23 protein-coding genes are annotated in these 20,577 nt (G+C 44.8%); 6 read left to right on the forward strand and 17 right to left on the reverse strand.

Annotated features, from left to right (window positions below; translation table 11 throughout):
- Positions 1–21: 21 nt before the first annotated feature.
- Genes Hs20B_RS05310 through rlmD form a run of 3 tightly spaced genes read right to left on the reverse strand, consistent with a single transcriptional unit; the run spans position 22 to position 2,123 of the window.
- Positions 22–273 carry a DUF1912 family protein gene (locus tag Hs20B_RS05310; protein WP_172356316.1) on the reverse strand — a complete coding sequence of 84 codons (252 nt, stop codon included), beginning with the start codon at positions 271–273 and terminating at the stop codon, positions 22–24.
- Entirely contained in the window at positions 274–783 is a 510-nt protein-coding gene (locus Hs20B_RS05315) for a GNAT family N-acetyltransferase (protein ID WP_371863845.1), read from the reverse strand.
- Positions 780–2,123, reverse strand: a complete 1,344-nt coding sequence (gene rlmD / locus Hs20B_RS05320; protein ID WP_172356317.1) for a 23S rRNA (uracil(1939)-C(5))-methyltransferase RlmD — start codon at positions 2,121–2,123, stop codon at positions 780–782. Before rlmD ends, Hs20B_RS05315 begins: the two co-directional genes overlap by 4 nt.
- A 38-nt stretch (positions 2,124–2,161) precedes the next feature.
- Between rlmD and recX the strand changes: the two genes are divergently transcribed.
- Positions 2,162–2,956, forward strand: coding sequence for a recombination regulator RecX (gene recX, locus Hs20B_RS05325; protein WP_172356318.1), 795 nt, complete (start codon positions 2,162–2,164; stop codon positions 2,954–2,956).
- On the opposite strand, the gene Hs20B_RS05330 is transcribed toward recX, so the two are convergent.
- Positions 2,953–3,660, reverse strand: coding sequence for a pseudouridine synthase (locus tag Hs20B_RS05330; RefSeq protein ID WP_172356319.1), 708 nt, complete (start codon positions 3,658–3,660; stop codon positions 2,953–2,955). The two genes, recX and Hs20B_RS05330, sit on opposite strands and share 4 nt — an antisense overlap.
- A 119-nt stretch (positions 3,661–3,779) precedes the next feature.
- Between Hs20B_RS05330 and Hs20B_RS05335 the strand changes: the two genes are divergently transcribed.
- Positions 3,780–4,091, forward strand: coding sequence for a DUF960 domain-containing protein (locus Hs20B_RS05335; RefSeq protein ID WP_172356320.1), 312 nt, complete (start codon positions 3,780–3,782; stop codon positions 4,089–4,091).
- Positions 4,092–4,162: 71 nt separating this feature from the next.
- On the opposite strand, the gene rpsR is transcribed toward Hs20B_RS05335, so the two are convergent.
- From rpsR to Hs20B_RS05355, 4 genes are all read right to left on the reverse strand, one after another.
- Positions 4,163–4,408: a 30S ribosomal protein S18 gene (rpsR, locus tag Hs20B_RS05340; RefSeq protein ID WP_003140392.1), complete on the reverse strand. Its 246-nt coding sequence runs from the start codon at positions 4,406–4,408 to the stop codon at positions 4,163–4,165.
- A 50-nt stretch (positions 4,409–4,458) separates the two neighbouring features.
- Positions 4,459–4,971, reverse strand: a complete 513-nt coding sequence (ssb, locus tag Hs20B_RS05345) for a single-stranded DNA-binding protein (protein ID WP_172356321.1) — start codon at positions 4,969–4,971, stop codon at positions 4,459–4,461.
- A gap of 51 nt (positions 4,972–5,022) precedes the next feature.
- Complete coding sequence (rpsF, locus tag Hs20B_RS05350; RefSeq protein WP_172356322.1) at positions 5,023–5,316, reverse strand: 30S ribosomal protein S6; 294 nt, start codon at positions 5,314–5,316, stop codon at positions 5,023–5,025.
- Between the two features lie 165 nt (positions 5,317–5,481).
- Positions 5,482–6,318 carry an undecaprenyl-diphosphate phosphatase gene (locus tag Hs20B_RS05355; protein ID WP_172356323.1) on the reverse strand — a complete coding sequence of 279 codons (837 nt, stop codon included), beginning with the start codon at positions 6,316–6,318 and terminating at the stop codon, positions 5,482–5,484.
- 176 nt (positions 6,319–6,494) lie between these two features.
- Here Hs20B_RS05355 and Hs20B_RS05360 point away from each other — a divergent pair, with 176 nt between their 5' ends.
- Both Hs20B_RS05360 and Hs20B_RS05365 read left to right on the forward strand, forming a co-directional pair.
- Positions 6,495–8,096 (forward strand): ABC transporter permease subunit, encoded by a 1,602-nt coding sequence (locus tag Hs20B_RS05360; protein WP_172356324.1) that lies wholly within the window; start codon positions 6,495–6,497, stop codon positions 8,094–8,096.
- On the forward strand, positions 8,093–8,833 hold the full coding sequence (locus Hs20B_RS05365) for an amino acid ABC transporter ATP-binding protein (protein WP_172356325.1): 741 nt from the start codon (positions 8,093–8,095) through the stop codon (positions 8,831–8,833). Before Hs20B_RS05360 ends, Hs20B_RS05365 begins: the two co-directional genes overlap by 4 nt.
- A 53-nt stretch (positions 8,834–8,886) precedes the next feature.
- Here the strand turns inward: Hs20B_RS05365 and Hs20B_RS05370 are convergent, their stop codons facing one another.
- From Hs20B_RS05370 to Hs20B_RS05380, 3 genes are all read right to left on the reverse strand, one after another.
- Positions 8,887–10,236, reverse strand: coding sequence for an APC family permease (locus tag Hs20B_RS05370; protein WP_172356326.1), 1,350 nt, complete (start codon positions 10,234–10,236; stop codon positions 8,887–8,889).
- Positions 10,237–10,353: 117 nt separating this feature from the next.
- The gene (gene dnaX / locus Hs20B_RS05375) at positions 10,354–12,009 is read right to left on the reverse strand and encodes a DNA polymerase III subunit gamma/tau (protein ID WP_172356327.1); all 1,656 of its coding nucleotides are present in this window, start codon (positions 12,007–12,009) and stop codon (positions 10,354–10,356) included.
- On the reverse strand, positions 12,006–12,518 hold the full coding sequence (locus Hs20B_RS05380) for a GAF domain-containing protein (protein ID WP_172356328.1): 513 nt from the start codon (positions 12,516–12,518) through the stop codon (positions 12,006–12,008). Before Hs20B_RS05380 ends, dnaX begins: the two co-directional genes overlap by 4 nt.
- Positions 12,519–12,577: 59 nt before the next feature.
- On the opposite strand from Hs20B_RS05380, the gene Hs20B_RS05385 reads away from it, so the two are divergent.
- Complete coding sequence (locus Hs20B_RS05385; protein WP_172356329.1) at positions 12,578–12,847, forward strand: chorismate mutase; 270 nt, start codon at positions 12,578–12,580, stop codon at positions 12,845–12,847.
- A complete protein-coding gene (locus tag Hs20B_RS05390) occupies positions 12,840–14,063 on the forward strand; it encodes a chloride channel protein (RefSeq protein WP_172356330.1) in 1,224 nt (407 codons plus the stop codon). The genes Hs20B_RS05385 and Hs20B_RS05390 overlap by 8 nt, the downstream gene beginning before the upstream one ends.
- Positions 14,064–14,091: 28 nt before the next feature.
- Here the strand turns inward: Hs20B_RS05390 and Hs20B_RS05395 are convergent, their stop codons facing one another.
- From Hs20B_RS05395 to ruvB, 6 genes are all read right to left on the reverse strand, one after another.
- Complete coding sequence (locus tag Hs20B_RS05395; protein WP_172356331.1) at positions 14,092–14,862, reverse strand: MarR family winged helix-turn-helix transcriptional regulator; 771 nt, start codon at positions 14,860–14,862, stop codon at positions 14,092–14,094.
- A 160-nt stretch (positions 14,863–15,022) separates the two neighbouring features.
- Entirely contained in the window at positions 15,023–17,128 is a 2,106-nt protein-coding gene (locus tag Hs20B_RS05400) for a glutamine synthetase III family protein (RefSeq protein WP_172356332.1), read from the reverse strand.
- A gap of 178 nt (positions 17,129–17,306) precedes the next feature.
- Positions 17,307–18,647: a type I glutamate--ammonia ligase gene (gene glnA, locus Hs20B_RS05405; RefSeq protein WP_172356334.1), complete on the reverse strand. Its 1,341-nt coding sequence runs from the start codon at positions 18,645–18,647 to the stop codon at positions 17,307–17,309.
- A gap of 21 nt (positions 18,648–18,668) precedes the next feature.
- Entirely contained in the window at positions 18,669–19,031 is a 363-nt protein-coding gene (locus Hs20B_RS05410; RefSeq protein WP_191088435.1) for a MerR family transcriptional regulator, read from the reverse strand.
- 170 nt (positions 19,032–19,201) lie between these two features.
- Positions 19,202–19,516 (reverse strand): rhodanese-like domain-containing protein, encoded by a 315-nt coding sequence (locus Hs20B_RS05415; protein WP_172356337.1) that lies wholly within the window; start codon positions 19,514–19,516, stop codon positions 19,202–19,204.
- A 2-nt stretch (positions 19,517–19,518) separates the two neighbouring features.
- Complete coding sequence (ruvB, locus tag Hs20B_RS05420) at positions 19,519–20,547, reverse strand: Holliday junction branch migration DNA helicase RuvB (protein WP_172356339.1); 1,029 nt, start codon at positions 20,545–20,547, stop codon at positions 19,519–19,521.
- Positions 20,548–20,577 lie beyond the last annotated feature (30 nt).

The following is a 20,577-nucleotide window of genomic DNA, read 5'->3' on the forward strand; positions in this document are numbered from 1 at the left end:
ATTAGCAATTAAGCTCTAATCTCAATACTGAATCTGATCAAAAAGCCCATCAGGTAAATCATGGAAGCCTTTGCCAGCTTTGTAGTTGTCAAATTTGCCAGCTAAAAACTGGTAGGCATCGAGTCTACTTTCATAGCGAATGACTGCGTCCACTGCACGTGCATCGCCCGCATCCGCCTCTTCTTGTGCTGCTGCCATTGCCATCTGGTGAACGGAGATTTGCGTTGCAACCCACTCGTCAAAGTCCTTTAAAAATTCTTGTTCGTATGTCATTTACTTGTCTTCCTTTACTATTTTTTGATAGGCGTAGCGTGGGCCTTCATACTGGACAGTGCCCCGCTTTTCAAAGCCTAGTTTTGTCAAGATATGCTGCATGATCTGATTTTCCGGATGCGTGTCGCAACGAAAGTCGGTGTAGTCTGAAAACGTCGTCATAATCTCTTCGAAAATCGCCTGCCCTAGCTTTTGTCCCCTGTAAGCACTTGAGACGGCAGTCCTGTGAATCATGACATAGTCCAGATTGTCATTGAGCCAATAACCGTCAGAAATGTCGCTATAAATCTTGTCAAATCCCGTCAGAACAGCTGCATAGCCTGCAATCTGACCGCTATTTTCATGGATCAAAACATAGCCGACTTGCGCCGTGATGTCCGCTGCAATGTCTGATTGTGCTGGATAGGCGTTTTGCCACTGGTCAATGCCTTGTGCGCCCAGAAAATCACGCGCCTGCGCAATAATCGCCATAATCTCAGGCAGGTCCGACACCTGCGCCTGCCGCATCATTTGCGCACCAACTTCACGACGGCCTCCGTACGCGCGGTGTGCGGAAACATGTCGACTGACTGGATGTACTTGACGTCATAGACTTGCGCGAGCTTGACCAAATCACGTGCCAGCGTTGAAACATTGCAGGAAACATAGACCATTTTCGCTGGTTTTGTCGCGACAATGGTGTCCAGCAGTTTGTCGTCCAGCCCCGTTCTTGGCGGATCGACAATCAGCGCTGTGGCTTTGAAACCGTCTGCTACCCACTGCGGGATCAGGCTTTCAGCCGTCCCCACCTCGTAAATGCCACCAGGGACATTGACACGCGCATCATCAATCGACTCAGGAATCACATCCATTCCACGAATGCTGCGCACCTTGCCCAGAAACGCCCGGCCAATCGTCCCAGTCCCAGAATAAGCATCAATCAAGTCGTCATCAAGCCTTGCGTCCATGGCCTTAACTGCCTCAGTATACAAAGTATTTGTCTGCTCAGGATTGAGCTGGTAGAAAGCGCGCGGGCTCAGCTCAAACGTGTAGTCCAAAACGCCCTCTAAAATCGCACGCTCGCCCCATAAAATCTCGGTCTCTGACGTGTTGCTATAAATCTCAGACGTATTTTTACGGTTAATATTCAGCGCAACCGTTTTTATCTCTGGAAATTTCTCAGTCAAACTCGCAATTGTGCGTGTCAACTCAACACGTTCTGACGAGATAAAAATAATCTGAACCTGCCCCGTCTGATGCGCACGACGCACCATAACTGTTCTTATGCCGTCAAATTTGCGTTCATTGTAGATCGGAATCCGGTGAAATGTTAGCAACTCTGTGATTTCTGTGATGATTGCCTGCGTTGTTTCATCTTGGGCGAGACAATTTTTTATCTCGACTAGACGATGTGAATTTTCAGCAAACAGACCAGCACGTACTTTTTCGCCTAAAAAGCGTGTCTGAAACTGCAACTTCGCCCGATAATGCTCCGGATTTTTCATGCCAATTGTTTTTCTAACTTCGTAGGTTTCAAAGCCTTCAGGTCTAAATTTTTTCAGGGCTTGGCGCAGCAAATCCTGCTTAAAAAGCAGCTGTTGCGGATAGGCCAGATGCATGATTTGACAACCCCCACATTGCTTGTAAATCTCACACATCGGCACGACACGGTGGGGTGATTTTTTATTGAGTTTCAGCACTTTTGCCGTGGCAAAATTCGGCGCCAAGCTCGTAATTTCGGCGTAGACGTCCTCGCCTTTGAGCGCGCCCGTTACAAAAACAGTCGTTCCTTTGAAGTTTCCGACGCCCTCGCCATTGATACCGATTTTTTTGATTTTCAGCGGAATTTTCTGCTTGATTTTAAGAGTCATATGTTACATTTTACCATTTTTTACGTATAATGAGGTATATGGCTAAAATAATTTTACTAGAAAAAAAGAAACGTTTATACAAAGTTGGCTTTGATAATGACCGCACGATATATGTGACAGAAGACACCATTGTCAAATTTTTTCTATCAAAAGGGGCAGCGTTTGATGACGCAGAAATTTCTGAAATCTCAGAATTTGCGGCCTTTTCTCGTGGGAAAAATCTGGGCTTGTACTATATTTCTTTTAAACAGCGCACCAAAAACGAAGTCATTCGGTATTTGATTGATCATGAGATTCCAAATGCTCAGATTGCGCGAATCATCGACGAATTAGAAAGCACTCGCTTCATTGACGACGAGGCCTATGCTGAGTCTTTTATCCGTGGCAAGATTCTTGGCAAGTCGTCTGGACCTTATAAAATCCGTCAGAAACTGAGCGAAAAAGGACTTGACAAGGCGCTTATCAGTGAAAAATTGGACGAACTTTATGACGAGGAAACGCAGGTGGATGTCGCCTACCATCTGGCTGAAAAACTCGTCATGAGCAAGTACAGTCGCTTGCCACTCAAGGCACTCAAGCTCAAAATCACGACCAATCTGACCAGCAAAGGCTTTTCCTATGACATCAGCAGGCTTGCAATCGAGCAGTTAGAACTCGAATCTGACGAGGAAAATGAATCCGAACTGCTGCAAAAAGAACTCGAAAAGCTCCTTCGCAAGTACAGCCGCAACTATGACGGCTACGACCTCAAACAACGTGTGACAAATGCGCTCGCACGTAAAGGATTTGACTTTGACGTCATCAACCGCGAGCTCAGAGAGATTGATTTTTAGTTAAAAAATGGTGCAAGACTTCTGATTTCTGAGCTCGTCAGATTACGATATTGGCCAGCAGAAAGCGTTTCATCTAGCTCAATTGGCCCGATCTTTTGACGTGTCAAACGCGCAACTAACTTTCCTGTACTCAGAAACATTTTCCGGATCTGACGGTTCTTACCCTCAATAATCGTGACACGTGCGCGATGTTCTGACAGGATGACAAGCTCTGACGGGGCAAGCGCCACATTGCCATCAATCACAAGGCCTTGTTTGAACGCTGTAACGTCATCTGCTGACAGTGACTCTTTCGTCTCGACTTCGTAGACTTTTGTAACATGCGCCTCGGGCTTTGTGAGATTTCTTGCGAGTTTACCATTATCCGTCAAAAGTAACAAGCCTTCAGACAAGAAATCCAGCCGCCCGATGATGGCAAGTCCTTTCTTATCCACGCTATCTGGCAATAGATCCAGCACCGTTTTCAAGTGTGCATCTTTATTTGCTGACAGGATTCTGACAGGCTTATTCAGCATGAGGTAGCGGTGTGGCGGGAAGGTGATTGTTTTCCCATCTAGTGTCAACTGATTCACTGCAGCGTCCAGCTGAAAATTCAGTGCCCGAACGACTTTACCATCGACCGTCACCCGATCTGCACGTAGGTATTTTTTTACGTCAGACTTTTCAAGGGCACCATAAGTCACTAAAATTTCATCAATTCGCATATTTACGTTCCTATTTCTTGACCTTTTTTGACTTTTAAAATATAATCTAATTATACAAGATTTTATAGACTTTTGATAAAATTTTTATTTCCCAAGAAAAGATAAAGCGAGGTAAATCTATGGCTTTTACAAATACAATCGCGCGTTATGCGAGTTTCGGCACCATTCAAACCATACCAGGCGAGATTATTGACAGTTTTTGGATGATCATCGACAATAATCTCAAAGGTGTTTTCGTATTGGAGCCGATGATTAACTTTGAGCTGATGAACAATGATGGCTCCCTGTCTATCCGTTTTTCACAGGACGACGACCCTGATACTGCCATCGTGATTGATTTCAACTACGAGTTTGACAGCAGCTGGCCGACACTTTTTCACGCCGTGGATAACATGGGCCGTGAAACAATCATGACACCAATGGAAGTCTAAGCAAAAACTGGCGATGTCGTCAGTTTTTTTGTATACAAAAACAGACACCCGAGAGTATCTGTCACTTTGTCTTATTCAGAATCATTTGCTACGAATGGTAGCAAAGCCATGATACGTGCGCGTTTGATCGCTGTTACCACTTTACGTTGGTTTTTAGCTGATGTACCAGTCACGCGACGTGGCAAAATTTTACCACGTTCAGAGATGAAACGTTTCAAAAGCTCAGTGTCTTTGTAGTCGACGTTTTCGATTTTGTTAGCTGCGATAAAGTCAACTTTTTTGCGGCGTTTGAAGCCACCACGACGTTGTTGTGCCATGTTATTTCTCCTTATATTATTCTGTTTTGGCGCGAGGCGCCTTCATGTGATTAAAAGGGCAGATCATCATCGCTCAGGTTCATAGGTGTGCCCCCAGAAAACGGATCGCTATCGCGACCGAAATCGGGTGTACTTGCTGAACTCTGAGTTTGTGACGGCTGATTGCCACCGAAGTTTGAAGTGTTAGGTTGAGACGGTGTAGGTGTATAGCCTCCACCAGTTTGACCGCCACCATCACGCGCTGCACGACTTTCAAGCATTTGGAAATTATCAGCAACAACCTCTGTCACGTAAACACGTTGACCTTGGGTATTCTCATAATTACGCGTTTGGATGCGCCCGGTAATCCCTAGAAGCGCACCTTTTTTTGCCCAATTTGCTAGATTTTCTGCAGACTGACGCCAGATGACAACGTTTATAAAATCCGCCTCGCGCTCACCATTCGCATTTTTGAATTGACGATTTACCGCAAGGGTAAATGTCGCAACTGCTTGGTTTTGCGGTGTATAGCGAAGTTCAACGTCTTTAGTCAAACGACCCACTAAAACAACATTATTAATCATGTTTAGTCCTTCCTGATTACTGTAAGTTAAGCATTAGCGCTAAGCGGCTAATTAAGCTTCTACTTTAGTAATCATGTGACGCAAGATGTCGTCGTTGATTTTTGCAAGACGGTCGAACTCGCTTGTTGCAGCTGAAGCAGGGTCTGCTTCAAGTGTGACAAGACGGTACAAACCTTCACGAAAATCGTTGATTTCATACGCAAGACGACGTTTTTCCCAATCTTTTGATTCAGAAATAGTAGCACCATTTTCTGTCAAAATACCGTCAAAACGCTCAACAAGCGCTGCTTTCGCATCTTCGTCAATGTTCGGACGAATAATGTAGAGAATTTCGTACTTAGTCATTGATGTTTCCTCCTTTTGGTCTAATGACCCGAGCCGATTGCTCGGGTAAGTGAGGGATACTCACAAGATATTATTATACCACAACTTTCAGTTATTTTGCAAGCTTTTAACATTTCCAATAAAAAATACCTCAAGAAAGCTCCTGAGACATTTTTTGCTATATCATCAGCCACCAAAAACAGCTGAAATCCCTGCATAAACAAGCAAGATAACACCTAAAACGATGCGGTATTTCCCAAAGAAAGTAAAATCGTGTTTTTTGATATAATCCATCAAGAATCTGATGACAACGATCGATACCCCAAAAGCCGTGGCACAGGCCACGATGAGAATGCTAAACTGATAAAAACTCATGCCCTGACCACTCAACGCAAACTTGACAATCTTAAGCAAACTAGCACCAAACATGACAGGAATCCCTAAGAAAAAGGTAAATTCAGTCGCAACAAATCGTGATGCACCGAGTAAAATAGCACCTAAAATCGTCACGCCAGAACGCGACGTCCCTGGCATGAGCGACAATACTTGGATGAGACCGATATAAAAAGCAAATTTATACGGCATCCTGTCCAGATCAACTAAACTATCTGGCCGCGTTTTCGCCCATTTTTCCACATAGATAAAAGCGACGCCGTAAATGATCAGCATAAAAGCAATCGGCACAAACTTGTGAAAATGTAGGTCCAACCAGTCATCAAGCGGCAAACCAATAATGATAGCTGGGATACACGCAATAATCACCTTGAGCCAGAGTTGCCACGTCAGCTGCGTCTCACGCGGCGTTTTATCACGATCAAACGGGTTGAGTTTCTTAAAATAAATCACAACAACCGCAAGAATTGCGCCAAGCTGAATCACGACGTTAAACATATTCATAAACTCTGTTGACTGTTTGAGCTTGATAAACTCATCTGCGAGAATCAAATGCCCTGTCGAGCTGATGGGCAGCCACTCGGTGATGCCCTCGATGATACCTAATATGATTGCTTTTATAAATTCCATGAGTTTTCCTTTAATTTTTGTTCTTGGTCTCTTTATTATATCAGAAATCAGTCTGTTTTTGCGAATTTTTCCTGGTAAACATGATTAGATTATATTTTCGGCGCATCTATATTGAAAATTCAGTCAATTTTTAGTAGAATTGAGAAGACTATAAAATTCAAACTAGAAAGAGATTTATGAAAAAACTACTTAAAGTAATAGCAGCTGTTTTGATGGTTGCAAGCGTTGTCGCGCCAATTGCAATCACAAAAGTGCAAGCAGACAGCTCAAACGAGTTCCGTGTCGGCATGGAGGCCGGTTATCCGCCGTTTAACTGGACACAAAAAACTCAGGCAAATGGTGCAGTCAAAATCGACGGCAGCAACCAATACGCCAATGGTTATGACGTGCAAATTTCTAAAAAAATTGCTGACAAACTCGGTAAAAAGCTTGTCATTGTCAAAACGAAATGGGACGGCCTTGTTCCTGCGCTAACTTCTGGTAAGATTGACGCCATTATTGCTGGGATGAGCCCAACTGCTGAGCGCAAACAAACTATCGACTTCTCGCAAAACTACTATACTAGTCAGCTTGTCATCGTGACACGAAAAGATAGCAAATACGCTGATGCAACAAGCCTCGCTGACTTCAAAGGTGCAAAAATCACTGGTCAGCAAGGAACCTTCCACTATAACTTGATTCCACAAATTCCTGGCGTCAAGCAAGAACCTGCTATGGGCGACTTTTCAGCCATGCGGGTGGCGCTTGAGGCTGGTACCATTGACGGCTATGTCGGTGAACGTCCTGAAGGCATCACTGCTGAAACGAAAAATCCCAAGTTTAAAATGGTAACCTTCTCTGAAGGTAGTGGTTTCAAGACCAATCCTGAGGACACACAAACTGCGGTTGGTGTCAAAAAAGGCGACAAGGACCTCCCTAAGATCAATGAAGTTTTGTCAGAAATGAGTCAAGCTGATCAGACTAAGATCATGGACGAAATGGTGGCGCTCCAAGCACATCCAAATAAAACAACTGGTTTTTGGGGTCAGGTATCTGACATCATCAAAAACAACGGTAGTGACTTTGTCCGTGCTGCCGGTATGACACTTTTCATCTCGATTATCGGAACAATTATCGGGACAGGTATCGGACTTTTGATTGGCGTCTTTCGGACGGCTAAAAAGTCTGCTAATCGTGGGATTGCTGTCATTCAAACAGTGATTGGCTGGATTATTAATGTCTATGTTGAGATTTTCCGTGGGACGCCTATGATCGTACAAGCCATGGTCATCTACTATGGTTCGGCACAATTCCTTGGTATTTCCATGGATAAGACGCTCGCTGCCTTGATTATCGTGTCCATCAACACGGGTGCTTATATGAGTGAAATTGTTCGCGGTGGCATTTTCGCCGTTGATAAAGGACAGTTTGAGGCTGCAAGCGCACTGGGCATGAGTCACGGTCAAACCATGCGCAAAATCGTCCTGCCACAGGTTATCCGCAACATTCTCCCTGCAACGGGTAATGAGTTCGTCATTAACATCAAAGACACGTCTGTTTTGAACGTGATCTCAATCACCGAGCTCTTCTTCCAAGGGAATACCGTGGCGCAGCAAAACTATCAATATTTCCAAACTTTCACCGTGATTGCTGCGATTTACTTTATCCTGACCTTTACAATCACACGCATCTTGCGCCTAGTTGAACGCCGACTGGATTCAGAAAATTACACGACGGGTGCTAATCAAATGCAACTGCCACTAAAAGAAGCAACAATTGAGCTAGGAGGCGAAAAATGAGCGACGTAATTCTTGACATCAAAAATCTCAAAAAATCATTTGGCCACAATGAAGTCCTAAAAGACATCCACATGACCGTCGCATCTGGCGAAGTCATCTCGATTATTGGGAGCTCAGGTAGCGGTAAATCAACGCTTTTGCGCTCAATCAATCTGCTTGAAACGCCGACGTCTGGTGAGATTCTCTATAAGGGCGAAAATGTGCTCGAAAAAGGCTACGATCTCAACAAATATCGCACGCATCTCGGCATGGTTTTTCAGTCATTCAACCTGTTCAACAACCTAAACGTTATTGACAATGTCATCGTGGCACAAACAACGGTGCTCAAACGCGACCGCGACGAAGCAAAGAAAATCGCACTTGATAACCTAACTGCTGTTGGCATGGAAAGGTTTGCGAGCGCCAAACCTGCACAGTTATCTGGCGGTCAAAAACAACGTGTGGCAATTGCACGCGCACTATCTATGAACCCTGACGTCCTGCTGTTTGACGAGCCTACAAGTGCGCTCGATCCAGAAATGGTCGGCGAAGTACTGAAAACGATGAAAGAACTCGCTGGAAGCGGTCTGACTATGGTCATCGTGACGCACGAGATGGCCTTTGCGCGCGAAGTGTCTGATCGTGTCATTTTCATGGACAAGGGTGTCGTCGCTGAAAGTGGCACACCTGAGGAAATCTTTGTGACACCAAAAGAAGAACGCACAAAAGAATTTTTGACACGCTTTTTAAAAGACTAGGCTAGAATTAGCTGCAATAATAAAAAATAGTTCTGACGAACTTAACGTCAGAACTATTTTTTACGGCTTTGAATGCGATAAAATACAGGAATGCCAATCAGCGTCACAAGTACACTTACGAGCGATGATATGGTCGTAAGTGGATTGGTCAGATTACTATAAAGGATGTACACTGCACCTGCGATAGCAATGAGTGGTGTGATAGGATAGCCGATGACTTTATAACTGCGTTCGGCATCCGGTCGCGTTTTTCTCAGCCTGAAAACGGCGATAAACAGCAGACCGTAAAATGCCCAGGATGAAAACACAGCAAGGTCACTCAGGATATTGAAAGCTTGCGATGAAACGAGGTTGACTAGCATCAAAAGAACAGCCATGATGACAATGATACCGCCTGCACGCATCGGAATGGCGTTTTTATTTAGCTTTGAAAAATAGTTTGAAAATGGCAGATTTCCTTCTGCTGCTAGAGCATATGGCACACGGATGGCTGTAAAACTGTACCCATTTAAGGCGCCGTAGACTGAAATCAAGATACCAACCGTGACAAACTTGCCACCAATTTTCCCAAAAATCATCTGCGCCACTTCACTTGCGGTGTTATTATTGCCCATAATCTCGTGAATGGGCATGTGACGCAACATCACGAGCGAGACTAGCAGATAGACAACTGCGATGGTCATGAGACCTGCAGACAGCGATAAAGGCAAGTCGCGCTTGGGCTTCTTGAGTTCGCCTGCGATATTGCCGATGCCAATCCAACCGTCAAAAGCGAACATGGCGGCGACGATAGCTGACCCAACACCTAAAACAGGGTTGATGCCATCTCCCGCCTCAAGTGGCAGGAGATGAAACTGGACCTCTGACTTACTCAGCAAGCCAAAAATGACAATCAGCGCGATCGGAATCAGCTTAATCACCGTTAGCAGCGAATGTGCGCGACTTGCAAACTTGGTACCGAGTGAGTTGATTATTAAAATCGTTGCAAAAACGAGAATGGCAACAGGGACATTGTGCGTGGCGTCGGATTTTATCCCAAACAGGTTGTTAAACTGCGTCGCCCAAATGATAGCAAGGCCTGCGATGTTAGCTGGATAATAAATCAGCGTCTGTACCCAGCCAAAAAGAAAGCCCCAGAGCTTACCAAAAGCGTGCTCTAGATATTTGACGCCACCGCCCGTTTCTGGAAATAAGGTACCTAGTTCAGCCACGGTCAAGCCACCTGCAACTGTAAAAATAGCTGCAAGCACCCAGGCCAAAATCACTAGATTGGCAGAGCCAGTACGTGATGCCATGGCTGCGATTTTGAAAAAGACACCCGCCCCGATAACGGTGCCTACAACTGACGAAAGTGCACCTAAAAAGCCAACTTCCCGTTTTAATTCTGTATTTTTTTGTGACATGTTGTCCCTTTCATTTTGTCCTATAAGGTCTGTTTATAATCATACCAAAAATAAGGCTTGATTGAAACAGATGGGCATTAAAAAAATGCCATTTCAGACAATTTTTTAGATGGTTGATCAATCTTCGATGACTTCGACCGCATCCCCAAATAAGGCTTGGGCAGCGTCTACTGCATCATTTGTCGCAGGTTCTGCCGGCTTTTTCATCTCGTCAGACCCTGTTTTTTTGTGACTCTGTGCGTATTCTGTTCTGACGGCTAGCCAGTCGTCATTGGTCAGTGCGATGATTTCTGGTGCAAAATGCACAATATTAGACATGAAGTTGCCAAATTGAACTTGCAAGTCTTGATTTTGCATGGCTTTTTGGGCGGTAAACTCGCTTTTGAAGGTCACGACAACAAAGCGTTCTGACGCCGCAACAGCCGATGTATTTTGCAGCATTGACTTGCCAAAGCCGCTGTCAAAGGAGTTGATAACTTCTTCCCAAGCGTTCTGAATAGCCGTTCGCGCCTCATTTGTCGCCTCACTCAGCGCCTTAAAAACAAAGTCTTTACTGAAGTAACTGCCTGATTTTGAGACGGCTTTTTTGCTTGTTTTTTCTGGCAATGCTGACTGTGCTGCTTGCGTCGTTTGAAACTCACCAGACTCAAGTTTACTCGTCAAAGCAGCAACCTGTGCCTGCAGATCAGCAATTACAGCTGAATAGTCGGTACTATCTTGAATTACCGTTTCTGACAATCTCATGGTCATCACGTCAGCTGCTATCTTTTCCTGCGTTGTCTGTTTCAGTGTTTGCAAGGTTTCCGTTGCTATATCAATCCAGGTGAAAATCTGGGCTTTGCTCACATCAAGCGAAGCGCCTGAAGCTGGCTCTGACTCAGATGCTGGCTGCATGAGCATGTCACGAAAGTGGCTCATGAGGTCTTCTGTAAAGCGGATCATGTTTTTGCCGTCTGCAAATATGGTGTCTAGCTGAGTGAGTGCCTCCTCTACCTTTTGCTCGGAAATGGCTGTAATATAAGCGTCAAGCGCCTGACTTGAGATGGCACCCGTCACAAGGAGAGCAACGTCAAGCGTCAGGCCATCCTGCGCAAAGCTCAGCGCCTGATCAAGCGTCGAGAGGGCATCGCGCATACCGCCATCTGCAGCATTGGCAATCAACTCAACGGCTGCTGCGTCGTAGCTGACATTTTCAGCTGTAAGCACATCCGTCAGATGCCGTGCAATGTCAACACTCGTAATAGCGCGAAAAGCAAATCGCTGCACGCGAGACAAAATCGTCGCAGGAATTTTTTGAATTTCGGTCGTTGCAAGCACGAAAACGACATTTTCCGTAGGCTCTTCAAGCGTTTTCAAAAGCGCGTTAAACGCACCTGTTGTCAGCATGTGTACTTCATCAATGATATAGACTTTGTAGGTCGCACGCGACGGGGCATAGGTTGATTTATCACGGATTTCTCGGATTTCATCAACACCGTTGTTTGATGCCGCATCGAGCTCAATCACGTCTTCGAGCGAGCCATTCGTCACGGCCGTACAAATCTCACAGACATTACAAGGTTCGCCGTCCACTTGATTGGGGCAGTTAATAGCTTTGGCGAAAATCTTTGCTGCCGACGTTTTTCCCGTGCCACGTGGTCCTGAAAAAAGGTAGGCATGAGAAATCTGGTTGCTTGTGATCGCATTTTTTAGCGTTGTGGCAACGACTTCTTGGCCGACCATTTCATCAAAACGCTGACTGCGATACTTGCGATAAAGGGCTTGATAGCTCATTTTTCTGCCTCATTTTCGCTAATATGCTGGTCAAACTGAGCGAAACGCCAGTCTGTTTTGTCAATCAGAACCGCCACAAATTTTTCTAGAAAATCCTGTTCTGACGGGCCGTAAAAATCTGTGGTGTTCGCATCAAGATCGAGCACACCAAGTAAATCACCATCTTTGACAAGCGGCACCACGATTTCTGATCGTGCAGCTGAGTCGCAGGCGATGTAGTTTTTATGCGTCCGAACATCACCTACAACCAAAGTCTCACGTTTTTCTGCCGATTCCCCACAAACACCTTTTCCTAAAGCAATATTGACGCAAGACACGCCACCTTGAAAAGGTCCCAAGACCAACTTTTCGCCGTCATAGAGATAAAAGCCTGCAAAAACTTGCTCTGGTAGGCTCCCTGATAAAAGTGCTGCAGCATTTGATAGATTTGACAGGGCATTTCCTGATCCGTCACCAATCAATGCATCCAGTTGCAATAATGCAAGGTCATAATTTTCTTGTTTAGTCATATTTTTTCACCTGATAATTTGATATAATATAACTATTATATCAAATTTTGGAGATAAAAATGAACCTTGATGACATTCGCTCAGATATTGACCAAATTGACTTAGAACTTGTCAATTTGCTAGAGTCACGCATGGCTTTAGTCGCACAAGTTGCCGCTTTTAAGCAAATGACAGGGACGAGAGTACTTGATAATACGCGTGAACTCGCCATCCTAGCACGCGTTTCTAACCGTGTTGCGAATCCCGACTTTACTGAAACAGTCGTAAATACCTTTAAAGATGTGCTGAAAAATTCACGTGCCTACCAAGAAAAGATGCTAAATGACTAAAAGTCAGAAAAAATCGCCTTTTTTCTATCAGGAACTGCTGATTTATTGTCTGCTTGCTGTGATAATCGGTCCCGTCGTGGGTGGTCTTGATGCGATTTTCGGGCGTGTCCTGATTTTTTTTAGTGATTTTAGAACGGCACATTTTGACTATCTGATCCCTTTTCTTGCGCTTGCAGGCCTTCTTATCGTATTTTTATATGACCGTTTTGGCAAGATAGCGAGTCGTGGCATGGGGCTTGTCTTTAGCGTTGGACACGAGTCTGACGAGGTCATCCCCAAACGTCTGATTCCATTGTCTGTTCTGACGACTTGGCTGACGCATTTATTTGGTGGATCTGCTGGGCGTGAAGGTGTCGCCGTTCAGATAGGTGCGACTTTCGCTAATTTTTTAGGTGACCGCGTTGAGGTTAAAAATCGCCATATTCTGATCATGATTGGGATGTCTGCGGGTTTTGGTGGACTTTTCCAAACGCCTTTTGCGGCAGCACTTTTTGCTGTCGAGGCTCTCGTTGCAGGACGGATCTATTATCGTGCCCTGCTGCCTGCTCTGATAGCAAGTAGTATTGCAGCATTTTCCGCGCAGCACTTAGGGCTTGAAAAATTTAGCTTTTCACTTGCGAATCATGGCGTCAAGCTACCTGATTTTGATACCCGCTTGACGATTAAATTGCTTGTTTTAGGCGTAGCCTTCGGGCTTTGTGGCTTTACATTTTCTTGGCTTTTAAAATATAGCAAAGCACAGCTTGCTTCACTGTTGCCAAACCCTTACGTGCGGATTGCCGCAGGCGGCGCCGTTTTATCCATCCTCATGACATGTTTTGGAAACGGCAGATATTCAGGACTCGGCACTAACTTGATAGCGTTTGCCTTGGGCAATGGCGGGCAGATTTTCGCTTGGGACTTTCTGCTCAAGCTACTGCTGACCGTCTTGACACTGTCACTCGGATTTCAAGGCGGCGAAGTAACGCCACTCTTTGCCATCGGGGCGAGTCTTGGCGCTGCAGGTGCAATTTTGCTCGGCTTGCCACCAGAATTCGCAGCTGCACTTGGCTACGCAGCAGTTTTTGCCTCAGCCACCAATACTTTTTTTGCTCCGATTATGATTGGCTGCGAGATTTTCGGTTATAACCTTATGCCCTATCTACTTATCGTTGTCCTAGCCAGTTATACGCTGAATTTCAACCAGTCCATTTACGGCGGTCAAAAAACACTTTGATTTTACAAAATCAAAGTGTTTTTTCTATTTAAAAGCCATCCCACTCACTATCATCGCTCGCATTGTCAGGAGCCTGATTAGATTTACTAGCACTCTCATCTGTGCCAAATTCCCACGGACTATGCTCACCGAAACGTGCTGCCATCATGCGGTCAAATCCACCGCGAGCAGCAAAATCACCAAATTCACCCGCCTGATTTCTAACACTATTCCAATCCCTGTGATGTCTGCGCATTTCCGTCTGAAACTGACGTTTGAACTTGCGAATATCACCTTTGCTCATATTCATCCAGTCTTGACCCAGCATCTGCTCGCGAAAATCTTGAAATTCACTCATGCGCGCCATTGGATCACGCATGCCACGTGCCCGATTTTTAAACTCTTCTGGCCATCCAGCAATGAGTTTGTCAATCAAACCTTCAAAGGTCGCGCGGTCTGATTCTGACAGACCAGCAAAGAAATTCTCTGATAGATTTTGGCTTTGTGTCACTTGGTCACGCCCGGCAGCCGTCAGATAAACTAATTTGATACGCTTGTCATTATCGTCAGATTCTCTGCGAATCAGACCTTTATTTTCCAACTTTTTGATAATTTCAGCCAGACTTGATGGCTTAATATCCAGCAACTCTGCTAGAAAACCTTGCGTGATGCCATCTTCCTTACTCAATATATTGATGACTTTTTGCTGCGTTGTCGCCGTTTGACCGTTGCGAGCACCGCGACCTTCATAGGCAAAGTGCCGTGTCATGCCACCTAAAATCTTGACTTTACTAAATAACGCTTCTGTTTCTTCTGACATTTTCTGTCCTCCTGTACGTTTTCAACTGATAAGTCAAATAAATTTGGTACCTAACTTATTTGACCTAGTTTCAGTTTACTACGGTACCTAACTAATGTCAAGGGATTTTATCTGAAAACAGAAAAATCAGCCCGAAGACTGATTTTTAATAATTTAACGATTAAACTTCAAACATCAAATCGCCATAAGACGGCATTGGCCATGCTTCTTTATCAACAATCATTTCTAACTTGTCAACTGGTGCACGAAGCGCATCCATCGCTACAAACACAACTTCGTTGTAGAAACGTGCTTGAACAACACCTTCTTCTTTTTCAGTTGCTTGAGCTGTAACTGTCTTAAGTGCTGCAAGAGCAGTCTTAGCTTCTTTCAAAAGTTCAGACACTTCTGACAAGATTTCAGCTTGAACACTAGCATCAGCGCCAGCGGATTTGACTGCAACAACAGTATCTGCAAGGGCTTTTGTATACTTGATAACAGCTGGAATGATTTGTTTAGTTGCCATGTCAATCATCGTAAGCGCTTCAATATTGATCACTTTACCGTAATTTTCATATTTAACTTCTTCACGTGCTTTAAGCTCAGCAGGTGTCAAAACGCCGTATTTATCAAACAAATTGATTACGTCTTCTGACGCCAAGACTTCAGTTGCATCAACGATTGATTTAAGATTTGGCAAACCACGACGTTCTGCTTCGGCAACCCATTCGTCAGAATAGCCATCGCCGTTAAAGATAACGCGTTTGTGTGCTTTTGCGTATTCAGCAATCAAGCTGTCAACTTCTTTGTCAAAGTCAGCTGCCTTTTCAAGACGTTCTGACGCTTCGTCAAATGCTTCTGCAACAATCGTGTTAAGCACGATATTTGGCGAAGCAATCGAGTCACGTGAACCAACCATACGGAACTCAAACTTGTTACCTGTGAAGGCAAACGGTGATGTCCGGTTACGGTCAGTTGCATCTTTAGAGATATCTTTGAGCGCAGTTGAACCCGTTGTCAAGACGCCACCTTCAATAGACGTGTTGGCAGAGCCTTTCGCCACGTACTGATCGATGATGTCCTCAAGTTGAGACCCAAGGAAGATAGAGATGATTGCAGGTGGAGCTTCGTTGGCACCAAGACGGTGGTCGTTACCTGGGTCGGCTGCCGACTCACGAAGCAAACCAGCGTATTTATCAACCGCTTTGATAATACTTGCAAGAACGAGCAAGAACTGTTTGTTTTCATGTGGTGTTGAGCCTGGTTCAAGCAAGTTTTCGCCGTAGTCAGTCACAAGTGACCAGTTATTGTGTTTACCAGAACCATTGACACCAGCGAAAGGTTTTTCATGGAGCAAAGCTTTCATACCATGTGCGCAGGCAACACGTTTAAGGGTTTGCATGACAACTTGGTTTTGGTCAACCGCAACGTTTGCGTTAGCGTAGATTGGCGCAATTTCGTGTTGTGCTGGCGCAACCTCGTTATGTTGCGTTTTAGACGTAACGCCGACCTTCCAAAGCTCTTCGTTGACATCTTTCATGAAACCAGCGACACGTTGGCGAATGGTACCAAAGTAATGGTCATCGAGTTCTTGGCCTTTAGGTGCAGCAGCACCAAAAAGTGTGCGACCCGTGTAGATCAAATCTTTACGTTGCAAGAATTTTTGTTCATCAACCAAGAAATATTCTTGTTCAGGACCGACAGATGGCACAACAGATTTGGCATTTTTACCAAACAAGTTGACAAGGCGAACTGACGCATCAGAGATGACTTGCATTGAGCGCAACAATGGCGCTTTTTGGTCCAATGCTTCACCATTGTATGAGTAAAACGCTGTTGGAATCAAGAGTGTTGTACCTGCCGCATCATGGCGGACAAATACTGGAGAAGTTGTGTCCCAAACGGTATAGCCACGTGCTTCAAAAGTCGCACGCAAACCGCCTGAAGGGAAGGATGAGCCATCAGGTTCGCCCTTGATCAACTCTTTACCTGAAAAGGCTGTCAAAACGCTACCATCAGCTTTTGGTGCTGTGATAAATGAATCTTGTTTTTCAGCCGTAATCCCAGTCAATGGTTGGAATAAATGCGCAAAGTGAGTGGCACCTTTTGCAATTGCCCACTCACGAATCTCGTTTGCAATCACATCTGCTGTCGCAAGATCGAGTTCAACACCTTCTTCGGTCGATTTTTTGAATTGTTTGTAGACGCTTTTAGGCAAACGCTGTTGCATCACCGCATCCGTGAAAACATCCTCAGCAAAAATCTCTGGAATATTTACTTTCTCCATTTTAAAAGTCTCCTGACGTTTTTTCAGTTTAATTTATGTTATAACTTCTAACACTATTTATTATACATTTTTTTCCGACGCTTTGCAATAATATTTGTAATTTTTTGAAAATTCTTTATTAACGTTCGGATTTTCAAAAAACACTAATCCCAAAATGGCATCAGTGTCTGTTCTGACATTAGTAAAGATACAGATAGTTGTCGATTTCCCACTGTGTGACAAATTGTGCGTAGGACGCCCATTCTATTTTTTTAGTTTCGACAAAATTCGTATAGATATGCCTACCCAGAGCTGCCTTGACCACCTCATCTTCACGCAAAGCCTTGACCGCATTGTGCAAAGTAGACGGTAAATCCGTGATACCGACCGCACGGCGCTCATCTTCACTCATCGCATAGATGTTATTTTCAACCGGTGCAGGCGCCTCAATCTTGCGCGCGATACCATCAAGTCCACATTCGAGCAGAACGGCAAGGGCCAAGTAAGGATTTGCCGTTGGATCAACCGCACGCAGCTCAAGGCGCGTCCCCATGCCGCGAGAGGCAGGCACACGCACCAAAGGTGAGCGATTACGCCCGGCCCACGCCACATAAACTGGCGCTTCATAGCCTGGGACTAGACGTTTATAAGAGTTGACAGTCGGGTTGGTAATCGCTGTAAAGTTATAAGCATGCTCCAAAATACCACCAAGAAAATGGTAGGCAGTCGCAGATAGTTCTAGATCACCTTTTGGATCGTAAAAAGCATTTTCACCGTTTTTATCAAAAAGCGACATATTGCAGTGCATACCTGAGCCATTGATGCCAAATTTCGGCTTAGCCATAAAGGTCGCATAAAGCCCGTGGGCCCGCGCTATTGTCTTGACCACTAACTTGAAAATCTGGATGTTATCGCAAGCCTCAAGGACATTGGTATATTTAAAGTCAATCTCGTGCTGGCCGATTGCAACCTCGTGGTGACTGGCTTCAACCTCAAAGCCAAGATCCGTCAGAACGTTTACAATCTCACGGCGCGTATTGTCAGCTGAGTCTGTTGGCGCAATGTCAAAATAGCCACCTTGATCGTTGACTTCAAGCGTCGGATTGCCTGATTCATCAAGCTTGAAAAGGAAAAACTCAGGTTCAGGGCCAAGGTTAAACGATTTGAATCCGACAGATTCCATGTGTGCCAGAGCACGTTTAAGATTGCCACGTGGATCCCCTGCAAATGGCGTCCCATCAGGATTATAGATGTCACAAATCAAGCCCGCGACCTTGCCATTTTCATCGCCCCATGGAAAAACAATCCACGTGTCCAAGTCCGGATAAAGAAACATATCCGACTCGTTAATGCGCACAAATCCTTCGATAGAGGAGCCATCAAACATCATCTTGTTACTAAGTATTTTATCCAGTTGCTCTTCAGTAGCAGGCACTTCCACATTTTTTAGCGTTCCCAAAATATCTGTGAACATGAGACGCAAAAATGTGACATTTTTTTCTTTGACTTCGCGGCGAATATCTGTAGCTGTGATTGTCATGTTGTTTTCTACCTTCTTGTTTTATCTGAGATTCGTGTTTGGCTTGTTAAAGCGTGACTGCTGTATGATTTCTCGCTCCAAAATACGACGAACTTCATCGTCAGAAATGGACTTATTTTTGACATTGGCAAGCTCTTCTTTACTTTTTTCGTAAACTTTTTTAATGCCTGCAATGTTGAGTCCGTCCGTCAAATAATCCTTGATTTCAAGCAAAACATCCATGTCATTGAGCGAATACATGCGTCGGTTGCCGTCATTTCGAGCTGGAAAAATCAAATCCTGATCTTCATAATAGCGGATCTGACGCGCTGTGAGATCGGTTAATTTCATAACGGCGCCAATCGGAAAAACCGCCATGGAGCGCCGTAGTTCACGTTCTTTCACTAAATTTCTCCTTTGTCCTAAATCTACTGCCTATAATTCCAATTATATAGAGAATTCACTGTAAAGTCAACCGGTAATGTCAGATTTGGTAACATCGGAATGAGAGCACCATATCACACCATTCAGACAAAAAACTGACCGTAAAATCAGCGGTCAGTCTAGTTTATTTGCTAATAATCACCATTATGTCGCACAATTTCACCCTGATAATCAATCATGCCTGGCGCAACCATCTCAATGTCAAGACCCGCTTCGTCAAAGATATTACTCGCACGATAGGCCTTGTTTGTAGTGCGACAGATGACATAGTAGTGTGTGTCAGAATCTAGGTCAAATTTCCCGTCCTCAACGTCATCTATCGGCAAATTAACAGCGTTTGGAATATGAAAACTCTCATATTGCTCACGTGGTCGGACGTCCAAAATCGAAAGATTTGGAATGTCCAGTTTTTCAAATTCTGCTAGATCTAAGATATTAAATGCCATTTTCAGCCTCCATTTTCATTTTCCGGATAAGCATAGCCAAAATGCGTGTAGGCTTTTTGTGTGACCTTGCGCCCCTGACGCGTCCGAATCAAAAATCCCGACTGAATCAGATACGGCTCGTACATATCCTCAAGCGTCTCACGTTCCTCAGAGATATTGACCGCAAGCGTGCCCAGACCGACAGGCCCACCGCCGTACATCTCGATCATGGTTCTGATGATTTTTTGGTCAATGTAGTCAAGGCCTGATGCGTCAACATCTAACATAGTCAGCGCCTGACGTGTGATCTCATCTGTTACCGTGCCCGTGCCCTTGATCTGCGCATAATCTCGCACACGCTTGAGCAAGCGATTGGCGATACGCGGCGTCCCACGACTACGGCGAGCAATCTCGTGCGCCCCATCTCCAGTGATTTCAACCTCAAAAATATCAGCTGTTCGGATGACAATCTCCGTCAGATCACGCAGTTCATAGTAAGCCATGTGAGCATTGATACCAAAGCGTGCCCGAAGGGGATTTGATAGCATACCAGCACGTGTTGTCGCACCAATCAAAGTAAACGGCGGCAACTCCAAATGCACGCTGCGAGAACTCTCAGCCCCACCAATCATGATATCGATGTAAAAATCTTCCATGGCGCTATAAAGCACCTCCTCAACACTCATCGGCAGCCTGTGTATCTCGTCAATAAACAGAACATCCCCCGCCTCAAGCTCATTCAAAATCGCAACAAGATCTCCCGCCTTTTCAATTGCAGGCCCTGATGTTTGCTTGATATTGACACCAAGCTCATTTGCGATGACAAAAGCCATGGTCGTCTTACCAAGTCCTGGCGGGCCAAAAAGCAGCACATGATCAAGCGATTCTTCCCGCATTTTTGCCGCCTTGATGAAAATATCCAGCTGCTCTTTTATCTTGTCCTGACCGATGTATTGGCTCAGATATTGTGGTCTCAGTGTCCGCTCGTCAGAAAACTCTGCCGCATCCGCTAGCTCCCCTGATGTAAGTTTGTTCTCATCTTCTGTGTTCATATCTCGATTATACCAAAAAAACCAGCTTTT

The sequence above is a fragment of the Pseudolactococcus insecticola genome (genome assembly GCF_011170065.1).
Classification (GTDB): Bacteria; Bacillota; Bacilli; order Lactobacillales; family Streptococcaceae; genus Pseudolactococcus; species Pseudolactococcus insecticola.